The sequence below is a fragment of the Catenuloplanes atrovinosus genome (genome assembly GCF_031458235.1).
In the GTDB taxonomy this organism is placed as follows: domain Bacteria; phylum Actinomycetota; class Actinomycetes; order Mycobacteriales; family Micromonosporaceae; genus Catenuloplanes; species Catenuloplanes atrovinosus.
The window spans coordinates 6771082-6788098 of record NZ_JAVDYB010000001.1 but is presented as its reverse complement, the minus strand read 5'-3'; the positions used below and the strand labels follow the sequence as shown (position 1 = coordinate 6788098).

General features: G+C 72.5%; 14 protein-coding genes and 1 pseudogene. 9 read left to right on the top strand and 6 right to left on the bottom strand.

The features are described 5' to 3' along the window. Positions 1-25: 25 nt before the first annotated feature. Positions 26-988: a hypothetical protein gene (locus tag J2S41_RS30230; protein WP_310372747.1), complete on the top strand. Its 963-nt coding sequence runs from the start codon at positions 26-28 to the stop codon at positions 986-988. Positions 989-1041: 53 nt separating this feature from the next. Here J2S41_RS30230 and msrA read toward each other — a convergent pair whose 3' ends face one another. Further along, the gene (gene msrA / locus J2S41_RS30225; protein WP_310372745.1) at positions 1042-1701 is read right to left on the bottom strand and encodes a peptide-methionine (S)-S-oxide reductase MsrA; all 660 of its coding nucleotides are present in this window, start codon (positions 1699-1701) and stop codon (positions 1042-1044) included. Between the two features lie 54 nt (positions 1702-1755). Beyond that, positions 1756-2172, bottom strand: coding sequence for an HIT family protein (locus tag J2S41_RS30220; RefSeq protein WP_310372743.1), 417 nt, complete (start codon positions 2170-2172; stop codon positions 1756-1758). A 20-nt stretch (positions 2173-2192) separates the two neighbouring features. Here J2S41_RS30220 and J2S41_RS30215 point away from each other — a divergent pair. From J2S41_RS30215 to ilvA, 3 genes and pseudogenes are all read left to right on the top strand, one after another. After that, a pseudogene (locus J2S41_RS30215) lies at positions 2193-3335 on the top strand (cystathionine gamma-synthase); the annotation flags it as partial. A gap of 50 nt (positions 3336-3385) precedes the next feature. Then, positions 3386-4771 (top strand): amidase, encoded by a 1386-nt coding sequence (locus J2S41_RS30210; RefSeq protein WP_310372741.1) that lies wholly within the window; start codon positions 3386-3388, stop codon positions 4769-4771. Between the two features lie 51 nt (positions 4772-4822). Next, complete coding sequence (ilvA, locus tag J2S41_RS30205; RefSeq protein ID WP_310372739.1) at positions 4823-6046, top strand: threonine ammonia-lyase; 1224 nt, start codon at positions 4823-4825, stop codon at positions 6044-6046. A 19-nt stretch (positions 6047-6065) separates the two neighbouring features. On the opposite strand, the gene greA is transcribed toward ilvA, so the two are convergent. Beyond that, complete coding sequence (gene greA, locus J2S41_RS30200) at positions 6066-6560, bottom strand: transcription elongation factor GreA (protein WP_374728178.1); 495 nt, start codon at positions 6558-6560, stop codon at positions 6066-6068. 95 nt (positions 6561-6655) lie between these two features. Beyond that, the gene (locus tag J2S41_RS30195; protein ID WP_310372734.1) at positions 6656-7090 is read right to left on the bottom strand and encodes a DUF4307 domain-containing protein; all 435 of its coding nucleotides are present in this window, start codon (positions 7088-7090) and stop codon (positions 6656-6658) included. A 115-nt stretch (positions 7091-7205) separates the two neighbouring features. Here J2S41_RS30195 and mca point away from each other — a divergent pair, with 115 nt between their 5' ends. The 3 genes from mca to J2S41_RS30180 all read left to right on the top strand — a co-directional run bounded on the left by mca (position 7206) and on the right by J2S41_RS30180 (position 11184). Continuing rightward, the gene (mca, locus tag J2S41_RS30190; protein WP_310372732.1) at positions 7206-8087 is read left to right on the top strand and encodes a mycothiol conjugate amidase Mca; all 882 of its coding nucleotides are present in this window, start codon (positions 7206-7208) and stop codon (positions 8085-8087) included. Positions 8088-8130: 43 nt separating this feature from the next. Continuing rightward, a complete protein-coding gene (locus tag J2S41_RS30185) occupies positions 8131-8445 on the top strand; it encodes a hypothetical protein (RefSeq protein ID WP_310372730.1) in 315 nt (104 codons plus the stop codon). 144 nt (positions 8446-8589) lie between these two features. Further along, complete coding sequence (locus tag J2S41_RS30180) at positions 8590-11184, top strand: putative bifunctional diguanylate cyclase/phosphodiesterase (RefSeq protein WP_310372728.1); 2595 nt, start codon at positions 8590-8592, stop codon at positions 11182-11184. A gap of 953 nt (positions 11185-12137) precedes the next feature. Here the strand turns inward: J2S41_RS30180 and J2S41_RS30175 are convergent. Beyond that, the gene (locus J2S41_RS30175) at positions 12138-12467 is read right to left on the bottom strand and encodes a DMT family transporter (RefSeq protein WP_310372727.1); all 330 of its coding nucleotides are present in this window, start codon (positions 12465-12467) and stop codon (positions 12138-12140) included. 34 nt (positions 12468-12501) lie between these two features. After that, positions 12502-13719 carry a sensor domain-containing phosphodiesterase gene (locus tag J2S41_RS30170; protein ID WP_310372726.1) on the bottom strand — a complete coding sequence of 406 codons (1218 nt, stop codon included), beginning with the start codon at positions 13717-13719 and terminating at the stop codon, positions 12502-12504. 123 nt (positions 13720-13842) lie between these two features. Here J2S41_RS30170 and J2S41_RS30165 point away from each other — a divergent pair, with 123 nt between their 5' ends. Continuing rightward, on the top strand, positions 13843-15843 hold the full coding sequence (locus J2S41_RS30165; protein ID WP_310372725.1) for a thioredoxin domain-containing protein: 2001 nt from the start codon (positions 13843-13845) through the stop codon (positions 15841-15843). An 8-nt stretch (positions 15844-15851) separates the two neighbouring features. Then, on the top strand, positions 15852-17000 hold the full coding sequence (locus tag J2S41_RS30160; protein ID WP_310372723.1) for a 5-(carboxyamino)imidazole ribonucleotide synthase: 1149 nt from the start codon (positions 15852-15854) through the stop codon (positions 16998-17000). Positions 17001-17017: the final 17 nt, after the last annotated feature.

The window sequence follows — 17017 nt, the reverse complement described above, 5'->3', positions numbered from 1 at the left end:
GGTGGGCCGCGCGAGGGATGTCCGGATGGTGGCCGGCCGCTACCGTGGCATGGTCTTCCGTACCGTTTCCGCCCTGGAGGCCGGCTTGCCGTCGCCCGACCGGAAGTGCTTCGTCGCGATGCCCATCAGCACGCCGCCGGACCGGGTCGCCGCCTACGAGGGCGACGCCGACCACTTCGGGCACGTGCTGGAGTACCTGATCGCGCCCGCGCTGCGCGAGGTCGGCTACCAGGTCATCCCGCCGGCCACGAGCGGGTCCACGCTGATCCAGGCCGAGATCGTGAAGAACCTCGAGCACGCCGACCTGGTGCTCTGCGACCTCTCCACGCTCAACGCGAACGTCATGCTGGAGCTCGGCATCCGGGTCGCGCTGGACCGGTCGATCTGCCTGATCCGCGACGACCAGACCACGCAGCTGCCGTTCGACATGTCCATCATCAACACGTACGAGTACTCCAGCAGCCTCAACCCGTGGAAGCTCCGCGACGAGGTGGAGAAGCTGTCCGCGCACATCCAGGCCACCCGGAACAGCAACCCGGACAACCGCAACCCGCTGTGGCGCTACTTCGGCCTCACTCAGCGCGCCCAGTCCCCGGTCCAGCAGGTCGAGGAGAAAGACCCGTGGCAGGCCAAGTTCGAGCTGCTCACCAAGCAGGTCGACGCGCTGGTCAAGCAGCAGGACGGCAGCGGCGCCACCCGCCCCACCCCCGACCCGGCCGCCGCCGCCGAGCAGGCCGCCCAGGACGAACTGGCCTTCCCCGACGCCCCGCCCCGGGTCCGCGACCTGCTGCGCGAGGCCGCCCGCATCGCCGGCGAGGTCAACGCCCGCGTCATCCCCGCCGAGGTCCACGACGACGAGGTCGTCCTCGACCTCGGCGTCTACGTCCTCGGCCTCTCCCGCCGCGAGGACATCATCAACCTCGGCCACCGCATGGGCCTGCGCGTCCGCTTCCTCGGCGGCCAGAGCCCCGACAGCCCCGCCGCCTGATCACCCGCTACGAAAAGGGCCGCCGCCCGGAGGCGGCGGCCGGCGGTGAGCGGTCAGGCGGTCCTGGCGACGCCGATGGGACAGCTGAGGCCGTTGGGGCCGTGATTGCAATAGCCGTTGGGGTTCTTGGCGTCGGACAGGTACTGCTGGTGGTAGTCCTCGGCGTAGTAGTAGCGCTTCAGCGGGCCGATCTCCGTGGTGATGTCGCCGAGGCCGGCCTGCGCGACCACCGGGGCGAACGCCTCCCGTGAGGCGATGGCGGTCGCCAGCTGCGCGTCGTTCGTGGTGTAGATCGCGGAGCGGTACTGGGTGCCGACGTCGTTGCCCTGGCGCATGCCCTGGGTCGGGTCGTGGTTCTCCCAGAACGCCTTCAGGATCGTCTCGAAAGAGATCTTGGCGGGGTCGTAGACCACCTGCACGACCTCGGTGTGACCGGTCAGGCCGGAGCACACCTCCTCGTACGTGGGGTTCTCGGTGAAGCCGCCGGCGTAGCCGGCGGACGTCGAGATCACGCCGGGGAGCCGCCAGAAGATGCGCTCGGCGCCCCAGAAACAGCCCATGCCGAAGACCGCGACCTCGGCGCCCGCCGGCCAGGGGCCGGTCAACGAGGTGCCCAGGACGACGTGCCGGTCGGCGACCTGCATCGGAATCGGGCGGCCGGGAATCGCCTGCTCCTCGGTGACCAGGTCAAGCTTCTTGAACCGCAAGAACACGGTGAGCTCCTCTCGTGCTTCCACCAGCATCCAACACCGAAGCCCGCCCGATCCTTACCCGGCCAGGGCCCGCCCGATCCTGCCGGCGTAGCCCGACGCCTCCTCGGCGGACGAGTAGCGGGTCCGCGGCCAGAAGAAGCCCCGCAGGCCGTCGCCCTTGGTGCGCGGCACCACGTGGACGTGCAGGTGCGGCACCGACTGCGACACCCGGTTGTTCATCGCCACGAACGTGCCGCCGGCGCCCAGGCCGCCCTCGACCGCCGCCGCGAGCCGCCGTACCAGTTGGAAGAACGGGCCCACCGCGGCAGGATCAAGATCGGTCAGCACCGGTACGTGCGGGCGCGGCACCACCAGCACGTGCCCCTTGAAGACCGGCCGCGTGTCCAGGAACGCCACCCCGTCCGGCGTGTCCGCCACCACGGTCGCGGGCGTGGTGCCCGCCACGATCGCACAGAACACGCACTCCGCCATCCCGGCAGACTAGCGTTAGCCGGATGACGCACGGCTTTGAAACGCTCGCGATCCACGCGGGCCAGGACCCGGAGGCGCGCACCGGTGCGGTGGTGCCCCCGATCTTCCAGACCAGCACGTTCGCCCAGGACGCGGTCGGCGCACCGCGACTGGGATACGAATACGCACGTTCCGGCAACCCGACCCGGGACGCGCTGCAGGAGTGCCTGGCCGCGACCGAGGGCGGGCGCCGCGCGTTCACCTTCGCCAGCGGGCTCGCCGCCGAGGACACGCTGCTCCGCGCGGTGCTGCGGCCGGGCGACCACGTGATCATCCCGAACGACGCGTACGGCGGCACGTTCCGGCTGTTCGCCAAGGTCGCCGAGCAGTGGGGGGTGAGCTGGTCGGCCGTGGACATCACGGACGTGGACGTGGTCCGCACCGCGATGTCGCCGCACACCCGGATGATCTGGGTGGAGACGCCGACCAACCCGCTGCTGTCCATCGCGGACATCGCCACGCTCGGGGCCGTCGCGCACGAGCGGGAGGCGCTGCTGGTCGTGGACAACACGTTCGCCTCGCCGTACCTGCAGCAGCCGCTCGCGCTCGGCGCGGACGTGGTGGTCCACTCGACCACGAAGTACCTGGGCGGGCACTCCGACGTGGTCGGGGGCGCGCTGGTGGTCAACGACCCGGAGCTGTCCGAGCAGATCGGCTTCCACCAGAACGCGATGGGCGCGATCAACGGCCCGTTCGACGCGTGGCTGACCCTGCGCGGCATCAAGACGCTCGGCGTACGGATGGACCGGCACTGCGACAACGCGGAGCGGATCGCCGAGTTCCTGACCCGTCAGTCCGCGGTCGCCCAGGTCATCTACCCCGGGCTGGAGTCGCATCCGGGCCACGACGTGGCCGCCAAGCAGATGCGCCGGTACGGCGGGATGATCTCGTTCCGCGCGGCCGGTGGCCCGGAGGCGGCGGAGCGGATCTGCAACCGCACCAAGCTGTTCATCCTCGCCGAGTCGCTGGGCGGCGTGGAGTCCCTGATCGAGCACCCCGGCCGGATGACGCACGCGAGCGCGGCCGGATCACCGCTTGAAGTTCCCGCCGATCTCGTGCGACTGTCGGTCGGCATCGAAACCGTCGACGATCTTCTCGCGGATCTCGAAGCGGCGCTCAGCTGATCGATTTCGGGGGCCCTCCCGCGGGAGGGCCTCACTACAGGGGAGGGGCCATGCCGGAGCCGGTGCCTAACTGGGTGGGCGCCACGGCGAAGCAGATCGCCCGCGGCGTGCGCCGTGGGGACACGTCCGCCACCCAGGTCGTCGCCGATCACCTCGAGCACATCGCCGCGCGGGAGCCGCTGTTCGGCGCGTTCCGGATCGTCCGTGGCGGTGAGGCCGCGACCGAGGCGGAGAAGGTCGACGAGCAGCACGATCTGACCCGGCTGCCGCTGGCCGGGGTGCCGGTGGCGGTGAAGGAGAACACCGCGATCGCGGGCCTGCCCACCTGGCACGGCTCGGCGGCGGCGCGCGGCCCGATCGAGGAGGAGGACCACGAGGTGGTCCGCCGGCTGCGCGGCGCGGGCGCGATCGTGGTCGCCACCTCGCGCATGCCGGAGCTGGGCGTGTTCGCGCTCACCGACGACTCCGACGGGCCGACCCGCAACCCCTGGGATCTGACGCGTACGCCGGGCGGCTCGTCCGGCGGCGCGGCGGCGGCGGTGGCGGCCGGCCTGGTCCCGATGGCGCACGGCAACGACGGGTTCGGCTCGCTGCGCATCCCGGCCGCGTGCTGCGGCCTGGTCGCGCTGAAGCCGGGCCGCGGCGTGGTGCCGCCGCCGGCCGGCGCGACCGCGTTCTTCGGCATGGGCGAGCACGGCGTGCTGACCACCACGGTGGCGGACGCGGCGATCGGCTTCTCGGTGCTGGCCGGCCGCGACTCGGCGAAGCTGGTGGAGCCGTCCGGCCTGCGCATCGCGATCTCCACCCGGTCGCCGGTGCCCGGCGTGCGCGCCGACGCGCCGAACCGGGACGCGGTGGCGGTCGCGTCCCGGCTGCTGGTGGCCGCCGGGCACACCGCGGTCGCGTGCGACCCGGCCTACCCGGCGTCGATCGGTACCCGCGGCTTCGCCACCTGGCTCGCCGACGCCACGCAGAAGGCGGACGAGGCCGGACTGCCGCTCTCGGCGCTCCAGCGACGCAACCGCACCCACGCCCGGCTCGGGAAGATCGCCATGCGGCGGGGGTACGTGCGGGAGGACGACCGGGAGGGTTTCCGCCGCCGCTCGATCGCGTTCTTCGCGGACAACGGCTTCGACGTGCTGGTCACGCCCGCGCTGGCGGCCACGCCGCCGGCGGCCGAGGGCTGGGTCGAGCGGTCCTGGTCGGCGAACGCGCTGGCCTGCATGCGGTTCGCGCCGTTCGCCGCGCCGTGGAACCTGGCGGCGCTGCCCGCGCTGGTGGTGCCGGTCGGCGTGCGCCCGGACGGGCTGCCGCTGGCCGTGCAGCTGGTCGGGCCGCCCGGCTCGGAGACCACGCTGCTGGCGGTCGCCGGCCAGTTCGAGATGGCCGCGCCGTGGCAGCGGCACGCACCGTCGGTATTTCCCGCTGTGCGTTAGTCGTATCGCACTAGCGGGTGCTGCGGCGCCCGCGGGTGCGACGATTCGGGCATGGATGATCTCGTTTCGCTGCCGGACGTCGAGGCGGCCCGAGAGCTGATCGCCGGGGTGGTGCGCACGACGCCGCTGGAGCCGTCCCGGCCGCTCTCCGCGCTGCTCGGCGTGCCGACGTGGCTGAAGTGCGAGAACCTGCAACGGGCCGGCTCGTACAAGGTCCGCGGCGCGTACGTGCGCATCTCCCGGCTGTCCGCGGAGGAGCGCGCCCGCGGCGTGGTGGCGGCCAGCGCCGGCAACCACGCGCAGGGTGTGGCGCTGGCGGCCGGACTGCTCGGCATCTCCTCGACCGTGTTCATGCCGGTCGGCGCGCCGCTGCCGAAGGTCGCGGCGACGCGCGGTTACGGCGCGACCGTCGAGTTCCGCGGCGCGACCGTGGACGAGGCGCTGGTCGCGGCGCGCGAGTTCGCCGAGGAGACCGGCGCGATGTTCATCCACCCGTTCGACCACCCGCACGTGATCGCCGGGCAGGGCACGGTGGCGCTGGAGATCCTGGAGCAGTGCCCGGACGTGCACACGATCGTGACCGGCGTGGGCGGCGGCGGGCTGATCTCCGGCCTCGCGGTCGCGGCCAAGGCGCTGCGCCCGGACGTACGCGTGATCGGCGTGCAGGCGGCCGGCGCGGCGTCGTTCCCACCGTCACTGGCCGCGGGCTCGCCGGTGCGGCTGGCCGGCGTCGGCACGATCGCGGACGGCATCGCGGTCGGCTGCCCCGGCGACGTGACGTTCCGGCACGTGTCGAAGCTGGTCGACGACGTGGTGACGGTGTCCGACGAGGACATCTCGCGGGCGCTGGTGCTGCTGCTGGAGCGCGGCAAGATGGTGGTGGAGCCGGCCGGCGCGGTGGGCGTGGCCGCGCTGCTGGCCGGCGCGATAGAGGTCGGCGACGGCCCGGTGGTGAGCGTGCTGTCCGGCGGGAACATCGACCCGCTGCTGCTGCTCCGGCTGATCGAGCACGGCCTGGCGGCGGCCGGGCGCTATCTGCGTTTCGCCGTGCGGTGCGGGGACAAGCCGGGCCAGCTCGCCGAGCTGCTGGCGAAGATCGCCGAGCTGCAGGCGAACATCATCGACGTCGAGCACCTGCGGCACAACCCGCGGCTGCGGATCGGCGAGGTCGAGGTGGCGCTCTCGGTCGAGACGCGCGGGTCCGGCCACAGCGAGTCGCTGCTCGACACCCTGCGCGAGAACGGCTACTCCGTCCGCCTCGCGCAGGGCAACTGAGCGCCCGCGGGCTCGGGTATCAGCCGGCGAAGGGCTCGAACGCGACGACGGTGACCTTTATGTCGGCGCCGCTCGGCGCCGTGTACGTACAGGTCTGACCGCCGGACGCACCGAGGATCGACTTGCCGAGCGCGGACTCCGGGCTGTAGACGGTGTAGTCCGTCGTCGCGGAGATCTCGCGGGACCCGAGCAGGAACGTCTCGGTGTCGTCCTTGTCGTCGTCGAAGTAGATGGTGACGACCATGCCGGGAGCGACCTTGTCGGCGGTGGGCGCCTCGCCGACCTGGGCGTCGCGGAGCAGCTCCTTGAGGTACGAGATGCGGTGCTCCTGCTTGGCCTGCTCCTCGCGGGCGGCGTGGTAACCGCCGTTCTCCCGCAGGTCACCTTCCTCGCGCCGCTCGTTGATCTCCGCTGCGATGACGGGGCGCGCCGCGATCAGCTCGTCGAGCTCGGCCTGCAGCCGGTCGTACGCGTCCTGGGAAAGCCAGGTCGTGGACACAGACGATCTCCTCATAATGGCTTGCGGCGAACAGGGTCGAACTACCAACTTACCAGTGGGAGACAACCCATTTCACTACCGAGTTCTACCGGCAGTGATCGTGGAGGCGCTCAGGAGTGAGCGCGGCAGCGGAGCACCTCGCCGATGAACGCGCGTTCGGTGGTGGCCAGCCGGTGATCGACGGTGACCGGTTCGCCCCCGGGTGTGCCGGTCACCCGGACCTCCTCGGAGCCCACGGTGGTGCCGGCCCGGTTGCGCGCGCGCACGGTGCAGGCCGCGGTGCCGTCCGCCGGCACGTTCACCCGGAAGTGCACCACGATGCCGGTGTCGGTGATGTCCGTGTAGCTGATGACCTGCGCGTCGTAGGCCGGGTCGCCGTACTTCCGCCACTCCACGTACGCGACCATCAGACCGCCGAGCAGCACCACCGCGAGCGCGGCCGCGATCAGCCACGGACGGCGTCGCCGCTGCTCGCGCCGTCGGCCGTATCGGCCCGCGGGGAACACCGGGGCCGCCGCGGGCGTTGTCGCGGGCGTCTCGGTCACCGGTGCCACACTCCTGCGGTTGGGTACGTCGGGGGCCGGTCGGCCAGAATGTGTCGGGTCCATTCTCGCAGCACGCGGGAATGGACGTACCGCAGGTCACGAGGGAGAGTCAGCGTTGGCTGAGCAGTTGCGTCTGATGGCGGTGCACGCCCACCCCGACGACGAGTCGAGCAAGGGTGCCGCGTCGAGCGCGAAGTACGTCGCGGAAGGCGTCTCCGTGCTGGTGGTCACCTGTACGGGCGGGGAGCGCGGCAGCGTGCTCAACCCGAAGCTGGACCGGCCGGAGGTGTGGGCGGACATCGCCAACATCCGGCGCAGGGAGATGGACGCGGCGCGCGAGATCCTCGGCGTCGACCAGGCCTGGCTCGGCTTCGTCGACTCCGGGCTGCCGGAGGGCGACCCGCTGCCCCCGCTGCCCGAGGGCTGCTTCGGCCTGATGGACCCGGAGGTCGCCGCGGAGCCGCTGGTCAAGCTGATCCGCGAGTTCCGCCCGCACGTGATCACCACGTACGACGAGAACGGCGGCTACCCGCATCCGGACCACATCATGACCCACCGCGTCACGATGGCGGCGTTCGACGCGGCCGCCGACCCGGAGCGCTTTCCGGAGGCCGGCGAGCCGTGGCAGCCGCTGAAGCTGTACTACAACTCCGGCTTCTCCAAGGACCGCGTGCTGGCGCTGCACGAGGCGATGCTGGACGCGGGGCTCACCTCGCCGTACACCGAGTGGATCGAGAAGTGGGACGAGGGCCGCGACCGCGGCGACAAGATCACCACCCGCGTGCCCTGCGGTGAGTACTTCGACGTGCGGGACGACGCGCTGCGGGCGCACGCCACGCAGGTCGACCCGGACGGCTTCTGGTTCCAGGTGCCGCGCGAGATCCAGCTCAAGGTGTGGCCGACCGAGGACTTCGAGCTGGCCCGCTCGCTGGTCGAGACCGCGCTGCCGGAGACCGACCTGTTCGCCGGGATTCGAGACTCGGTGGCGGCGCGCTGAGCGCACCGGCGTACGGTGGGCGGTGAGAACGAGGAGGCGGCTGATGGTGACCCCGACTGGCCTGGACGTGCTCGCGCAGAACAACTTCGGCGATACGCGCGAGGGCGGTCTGACCGGGCCCCTGGGCCTGCTCATCATCGTGCTGATGGCGATCGCGACGGTGTTCCTGATCCGCAGCATGAACAAGCGGCTCCGCCGGCTCCCCGAGTCGTTCCCGCCGCCCACGGCCGGTTCCGGCACATCGGACACCGGCACCGCGGCGAAGGCCGATGACGGCGAGGAGAAAGTCCTCGATCCGACAGATCCGGAGGCCGACACGGCGGCGCGGGAAGCCCGGGAGAGCGCGCCCAAGAATTGAGCGCACGCCGCTGACCAGCCATTGTGCTCCGGCCCGCACGGTGGCGGGAGCGTCAACCCCTGTTGCGCGCTCCGCGATTGGCCTAGCCTTCCGCCGGGGGGTGTAATCACCTCCGGACCCTGCGCGGAAAGGGGGCGGTCGCCGATGTCCACGACGAGTGATCGCCGCACCACCGCCGGTTACTCCACAATGGGCGGGCCGGTCCGCGCGCTCTACGCGACCGTCCTCGCGGTCGCGCTGACCGCGGTCCTCATCGGCCTGCTCATCCCGGTCTCCGGCACCGTTCCCAGCCGCCTGCCCGCGCCGATGAGCTGGGCCGTCGTGGCCGGGCTCGTGGCCTGCGGACAGCTCGCCCGCGTCCGCGTCCAGGTCACCACCGGATCGGTGAGCGTCACCTGGGGCGAGGCCGCGCTGATCGTCGGCCTGCACCTGCTGCCCGCGCCCTGGCTGCCCGCGGCCACCGCCGCCGGCGCCGTGCTCGCCTGGACCGTCCTCTCCGCGGGCCGCGTGCACCGCGCCACCGCCGAAGCGGTCCACGCCGGTGCGTCGCTGGTGGCCGGCACCGCCGTGGCCGCCGTGCTGGCGCTCGCGATCGGGCCGCCACCCGGCGTGCCGCTCACGTTCGCCGGCGCCCTCGCGCTCACCGCGGCCGCGACGGCGTATCTCGTGGTCTCCGTCGGCCTGGCCGTGCTCACCCTCCGGATGCGGCACGGCCTGCCGGTCGCGGTGCTGACCTGGCCCGCGCTCCGCGCCAAGCTGCCGCTCTTCGTGGGGAACGTGCTGGTCGGCCTCGCCGCCGTCGCGGTGATCGACGTGGACCCGCGCTGGCTGCTGTTCGTGCTGCCCACGCTCTGGTTCGTCCACCACGCGTACGGCCAGCGGCTGCGCAACGAGGAGAACCGGCGCACCTGGATCACGTTCGCCTCCGCCACCGGCGCGCTCGCCGGCACCGACCAGCGGTCCGTGGCCACCGCGGGCGCGGAGGGCGCGCTCGACCTGTTCGGCGCGGAGCGGGTCGAGGTGGACGTGATCACGCCCACCGGCGTCAACCGGTACACCGCGGACCACGGCGGTCTGGTGGTCGCCGCTCCTCCGGCCAACGAACAATCCTCCGATCCCGGTGACGTGCTCCTCGCCCGCACGCTCGTCGCCGCCGAGCGCCGGCTCGGCGAGATCCGCGTGCACTTCCCGGCGGCGACCGGGGCGGCGTTCGCGAACGAGGCGGTCCTCACCGCGTACGGTGACGCGCTCGCCCTCGCACTGGGAAACGCGGCGATCACCACTCAGGTTCACGATCTCACCGAACAAGCGCTCTACCAGGCCGCCCACGACCCGCTCACCGAGCTGACCAACCGGGTGGCGCTGCTGGCCGAGGGCGACCGGGCGCTGAGCGAGCTGGACCGGGGCGCGCCGGCCGCGCTGCTGCTGTTCGACGTGGACCGGCTCAAGCGCGTCAACGAGGCGATGGGCCACGCGGCCGGGGACGCGCTGCTGCGCGCGCTGGCCGACCGGCTGCTCTCGCTCGCCCGGCCCGGCGAACTGCTGGCCCGGCTGGACGGCGACGAGTTCGCGCTGCTGCTGACCGCGGCGGACGGGCCCAAGGCGTACCGGACGGTCCCGCCGCCCCGGCCGATGATCGCGGTCGCGCCGGAGTCACCGCGCGAGGCGCCGCCGTCCCCGCCCGAGCCGCCGCTGCTGCGCCGCGCCCGGCTGATCGCGGAGCGGCTGGCCGAGCCGATCGAGGTCTGCGACGTGCCGATGTCCGTCGAGGTCACGGTGGGCGTCGCGGTGAGCCCGGCCGGCGCGGCCGACATGGCGGAGCGCGTCCGGCAGGCCGAGCACGCGATGTACCGGGCCAAGTCCGCCGGCGTGCGGATCACCGCGTACGACAGCGCCGCCGACGCCGCCACCGTCGACCACCTGTCGCTGCTGGCCGAGATGCGGCAGGCGCTCGCCGCCGACGACCAGCTCGTGCTGGACATGCAGCCGGCCGTGGACCTGGCGACCGGCGCACCGACCGGCGTCGAGGCGCTGATCCGCTGGGAGCACCCGCGCCGGGGCCTGCTCACGCCGGCCGACTTCGTGCGCGCGGTCGAGGAGAGCGAGCTGCTCGCCCGGTTCACCGGCTACGTGCTGGACCAGGCGCTCGCCACCGCCGGCGAGTGGCGCACGCAGGGCCTGGACGTGCCGATCTCGGTCAACCTGTCGGCCCGCAACCTGCTCGACCCGCGGCTGCCCGGCGAGGTGGGCGCGCTGCTGCGCCGTCATCACGTACCGCCGCATCTGCTGGTCCTGGAGATCACCGAGACCGTGGCGATGAGCCGCACCGACGTGGTCGACGAGGTCATCGACGACCTGCGCGAGCTGGGCGTGCAACTCTCGCTGGACGACTTCGGCACCGGCTTCTCGTCGCTCAGCTTCATCACCCGCATCCCGGTCGACGAACTCAAGGTCGACCGCTCCTTCGTCCGCGACATGGCCGACTCCACCCGCGCCACCGCGGTCATCCGCGCCACCGTCGAACTCGGCCGCCGGATCAACGCGCGCGTCGTCGCGGAGGGCGTCGAGACGGCCGACCAGCGGGCCGCGCTGGTCAGCCTCGGCTGCGACGCCGGCCAGGGCTACCACTTCTGCCGCCCGGTCCGCCGCGACAAGATCATCATGCTGCTGCGCACCCTCCGCGACTCCGCCACCCGCGCCACGGTCGTCCCCCTCCGCGCCGCCGACGACGCCTCCTGATCCCCCTCCACTTCCGGCCTGGTCGCCCTGGGGCGGGGTCGCCATGTCCTGCTGGTTGATCACGCCATGCCCGCCGTGGGTGTTTCGACCTGCTTCCGGCCTGGCCGGTATGTCGCTGTTTCCGGCGTGGTCGCTTCGGCGGATCGGTGTTCCGCTGCGAATCCGCGACGCGATGGTCGTCTTCGGGCATACGCCGGCTGCCGGCCCGGTCGCCGCGGCGCCGCCGGGAGTCCGCTTCCGGCCCGGTCGTTTGGGCGCGGTTCCGCTTGCGTGTGGGGGTTCGGCTCCCGGCCGGGTCGCGTGGGGTTGATATCGCTTTCCCGCTTCCGGCGTGGTCGCTGTGGGCTTGCTCTCGCGGGCACCGGTCGTCGCCGGCGCTCCTCCCTGCCGGCTTCGTGGTGGGGCGCGATCTTCGTCGAGGGGCCGGTCGCCGGCGCGGGGACGCGTTCCGGGGTGGGTAAATGCGTTGCCCCGGGACTTCCGAGTCGCGCACAGTTGAGGCGGGAACTCGCGAGTTGCCGGATTGATCCGGTTATCGCGGCCCGCGAGTGAACCCGGTGACTTGCCGCGATGAGTCACCATCTGAAGAGATCGAGATGACCTGCCGGACGGTGTGCGCGACCGTCCGATCGGACCGGTCCAGGACCTCGGGTCGTGGTGGGTGGTGCGTCCCCGGGAAACGCGCTGTCCCTCGATCGTCGGCCGAAAACTGTCATACCCGAGCCGTAGGCTAGAACAAACGTTCGAGGAAAGAAGGGGCCGTCATGGTGCACAAGGTTATGACCAGGCACAACGGCAGCGAGTGGTCGTGATCTCGGGCCGTCAGGCCTGAGCTGATCCCGACCGACGGGGCCGCACATCCCTGAGTGACCGGGAGCGGCGGGACACGGAGGCGTCGTCCCGCCGCTCCCGTTCGCGTTTCCGCGGCGGGCGGGCGTGTGCGCGAGCGAGGGTCAGTGCGGGCCGCCGAGGTTGAGCGTGACCACGCCGGCGATGACCAGGCCGATGCCGATGACCTTGGTGAGGGTCAGCGGCTCGCCGAGGAAGGCGGCGCCGATGGCGGCGATCGCGGCGGTGCCGACGCCGGACCAGATGGCATAGGTGACGCCGACCGGGATGGCCTGCACCGTCCGGGAGAGCGACCAGAACGAGGCGACGTAGCAGGCCACCACCGCGACCGTGGGCCACGGCCGGGTGAAGCCGTCCGTGGTGCGGAGCAGGCTGGTACCGAGTATCTCCGCGCCGATCGCGCAGACGAGGAAGACGTAGGCCATGGACGGCACCCTTTCTCGTGCACCCGCCCGGGTACAAGAGCGGTCAGCGCGGGTCCAGGTCGAAGACCACGGAGTCGGTGAGCCGGTCCGGCGGGCACGGGCGGGAGAAGATCCAGCCCTGGCCGTAGTCGGCGCCGAGCCCGCGCAGGATGCGCAGCTCACCGGGCGTCTCCACGCCCTCGGCGATCACCTTCGAGCCGCTGCCCTGGGCGAACGAGATCAGCGCCCGGCTGAGCGCCTGCCGGATCTCGTCCTCCTCGATGCCGCGCACCAGGCCGATGTCCAGCTTGATGATGTCCGGCCGCAGCTGCACCACGCGGTTCAGCCCGGCGTACCCGGCGCCGACGTCGTCGATCGCCACCCGCAGGCCGCGCTCGCGCAGCGGCGCCAGCGCGGCGCGCACCTCGGTCAGGTCGTCGAGCTTCTCCTGCTCGGTCAGCTCGACCACGATCCGGTCCAGGTCCACGTCGCGGAACAGGTCGAGCGTGCCGGGCGCCAGGATCGTGGTGGGGGAGAGGTTCAGGGACATGAACCCGGGCGTCTGCCGGCTCGCGGCCAGCGCGTTGCGGATCGCGGAACACTCCAGCGCGGTGCCCTCGCCGACCCGCGCGGCCTCCTCGAACCAGGTCAGTGGCGACCCGGTGGGGAACCGGCTCAGCGCCTCCGCGCCGGCGATCTTCCCGCTGGTCAGGTCCACGATCGGCTGGACCACCACGACCGGGCCGCCGCCGCGTTCCAGCTCGGCGAGGCTGCCGCGGATCCGCGCGTGCTCGCGGCGGTTCGCGTCCGCCGCGCTCAGCGTCACCGTGACGATCTCCGCCACGTCGTTGAGGTAGTCCAGGTCGCGGCCGTTCAGCGTGCGGTCCGGCGTCGAGGAGAAGCAGCAGAGCGTGCCGTAGAGTTCGCCGGTGCTCAGCCGCAGCGGCGTGCCGAGATAGTTGCCGATCCCGAGCTGGTCCGTGATCGGCAGCGCCCGTGCGACCGGGTCCGACGCCGTGTCCGGCACCACCCGCTCCAGCCGGCCGTCCGCGATCCGCTGGCAGTACGTCTCGTCCAGGGGATCGCCCAGGCCGGGGCTCAGGCCCGGGACCGGGTCGGCGGCGTCGACCCAGCGGAAGACGCGCCGGTCGCCGACGAACTCGGCGATGAACGCGACGTCCATGCCGAGGCGCCGGCGGACCACCTGCAACACCTGCTGCAACGCGTCCGTGACGGCGTCCGGGACCGGCGCGTCGAGCGTGAGCAGTGGGGAGTGGTGCATGTCCCGAGTAATCGGCAGCGGGTGGGCCGGTCGGAGAAATCCGCGGCCCGGTGAAGCGCGTCACACGGCGTACCCGCGGATGGTCCGGGGTTTGATGACCCGGCGGTGTGGAAGGGTGAGGGTATGAATCGGCTCGCGGACGCCACCTCTCCCTACCTGCTCCAGCACAAGGACAACCCGGTCGACTGGTGGCCGTGGGGCGAGGAGGCGTTCGCGGAGGCGCGGCGGCGCGACGTGCCGGTGCTGATCTCCGTCGGGTACGCGGCCTGCCACTGGTGTCACGTGATGGCGCACGAGTCGTTCGAGGACGAGGCGATCGCGCATCTGGTCAACCAGGGGTTCGTGGCGATCAAGGTCGACCGGGAGGAGCGGCCGGACGTCGACGCGGTCTACATGACGGCGACGCAGGCGATGAGCGGGCAGGGCGGCTGGCCGATGACGGTCTTCGCGACCCCGTCCGGCGAGCCGTTCTTCTGCGGCACGTACTACCCGCGCGCCACGTTCGCCGGGCTGCTGCAGTCCGTGGACCGGGCGTGGCGCACCCAGCGCGAGGACGTGGTCAAGCAGGGCGCGGCCGTGGTGACCGCGATCGGCGGTGCGCAACTGGCCGGCGGGCCGACCGCGCCGATCTCCGCGGAGCTGCTGGACGCGGCCGCGGCCCGGCTGGCGGAGGAGCACGACGAGCGGTCCGGCGGGTTCGGTGGCGCGCCGAAGTTCCCGCCGCACATGAACCTGCTGTTCCTGCTGCGTCACTGGCAGCGCACCGGCGACGCCCGGACGCTGGAGATCGTCCGGCACACCGCGGAGGCGATGGCCCGGGGCGGCATCTACGACCAGCTCGCGGGCGGGTTCGCGCGGTACTCGGTGGACGCGCACTGGACCGTGCCGCACTTCGAGAAGATGCTCTACGACAACGCGCTGCTGCTGCGGGTCTACGCGGAGCTGTGGCGGCTGACCGGCGACCCGCTGGCCAAGCGCGTCGCGGACGAGATCGTGTCGTTCCTGGTCCACTATCTGCGGACCGAGGAGGGCGGGCTGGCGTCCGCGCTGGACGCGGACACCGACGGCGTGGAGGGGCTGACCTACGCCTGGACGCCGGACCAGCTCCGCGAGGTGCTCGGCGACGAGGACGGCCCGTGGGCCGCGGACCTGTTCCAGGTGACGCCGGGCGGCACGTTCGAGCACGGCACCAGCACGCTGGTGCTGGCGCGGGACATCGACGACGCGGACCCGGCGATCACCGCGCGCTGGCGGGATGTGCGCGAGCGCCTGCTCGCGGCGCGGTCGGAACGGCCGCAGCCGGCCCGGGACGACAAGGTGGTTGCGGCCTGGAACGGGCTCGCGGTGACCGCGCTCGCGCACTACGCGATGGCGCTGACCGGCTCGGGGACCGCGGCCGAGAGCGTGGACGCGGCGATGCGGTGCGCGCAGTTGCTCGCCGACCGGCACCTGGTCGACGGGCGGCTGCGGCGGGTCTCCCGGGACGGTGCCGTGGGCTCTCCGGCCGGCGTGCTGGAGGACTACGGCTGCGTGGCCGAGGCGTTCTGCGCGATGCACGAGCTGACCGGCGAGGGCCGGTGGCTGGAGCTGGCCGGGCGGCTGCTGGACACCGGGCTGGAGCGTTTCGGCAACGGCGCCGGCGGGTTCTTCGACACCGCTGACGACGCGGAGAAGCTGGTCACCCGCCCGGCGGACCCGACCGACAACGCCACCCCGTCCGGCCTCTCCTCGATGGCGAACGCGCTGATCGCGTACGCCGCGCTGACCGGCGAGACGCGCTACCGGGACGCGGCCGAGGCGGCGCTGCGCACCATCGCGCCGATCGCGGACCGGCACCCGCGGTTCACCGGTTACTCGCTGGCCGCGGCGGAGGCGCTGATCTCCGGGCCGTACGAGATCGCGATCGTCACCGCCGCGCCGGAGACCGACCCGCTGGTGGCGGCCGCGATCCGGCTCGCCCCGCCCGGCGCCGTCGTGATCGCGGGAGCGCCGGACGCGCCGGGCGTGCCGCTGCTCGCGGACCGGCCGATGATCGACGGAAGATCCACCGCGTACGTGTGCCGCGGCTTCGTCTGCGACCGCCCGGTCACCTCGGAGCAGGAGCTGGCCGCCACGCTAGGCTGATCGGCGAGATGGATACCCGAACCGGTCTGCCCGTTGTCGGCATGGTGGGCGGGGGCCAGCTGGCCCGGATGACCCACCAGGCCGCGATCGCCCTCGGTCAGTCACTGCGCGTGCTGGCCCAGTCCCCCGACGACGGCGCCGCGCTGGTCGCCGCGGACGTCCAGATCGGTGAGCACACCGACCTGGACGCGCTGCGCGAGTTCGCGAAGTCGTGCGACGTGGTCACGTTCGACCACGAGCACGTGCCGTCCGCGCACATCCAGGCGCTGGCCGCCGAGGGCTTCACGGTGCACCCGGGCGCGGACGCGCTGCAGTTCGCGCAGGACAAGCTGCTGATGCGCACGCGCCTGACCGAGCTGGGCTTCCCGGCACCGCGCTGGCGTACCGTCGAGGGCCTTGATGATCTCGTGGCGTTCGGCGACGAGGTGGGCTGGCCGGTCATCGCGAAGGCGACCCGCGGCGGGTACGACGGCCGGGGCGTGTTCCCGCTGGCGGACGCGGACGAGGCGGCCGCGCTGGTGGCGACCGGCACGCCGCTGATCGTCGAGGAGCGGGTGCGGCTGGTCCGGGAGCTGGCGGTGCAGGTCGCGCGCTCACCGTTCGGGCAGGTCGCGGCGTACCCGGTGGTCGAGACCGTGCAGCGGGACGGCATCTGCGTGGAGGTGCTGGCGCCCGCGCCGGACCTCCCGGAGGAACTGGCCGTCACCGCGCAGGAGCTGGCGATCGGTGTGGCGAAGCAGCTCGGCGTGGTCGGCCTGCTCGCGGTCGAGCTGTTCCAGACCGAGGACGGGCTGCTGGTCAACGAGCTGGCCATGCGCCCGCACAACTCCGGGCACTGGACCATCGAGGGCGCGCGCACGTCGCAGTTCGAGCAGCACCTGCGCGCGGTGCTGGACTACCCGCTGGGCGAGACGAGCCTGGCCGCGCCGGTCGTGGTGATGGCGAACCTGCTCGGTGGCGAGCCCGGCGGCATGAGCATCGACGAGCGGCTCCACCACCTGTTCGCGGAGGACCCGGGGATCAAGGTCCACCTGTACGGCAAGCAGGTCCGCCCCGGTCGCAAGATCGGGCACGTCACCGCGCTCGGCGACGACCTGGCAACGGTACGGGCGCGCGCGGTGCGCGCCGCGCGGTGGCTTCGAGAGGGACAGTGGTGACGGTTTCCGTTGGCGTG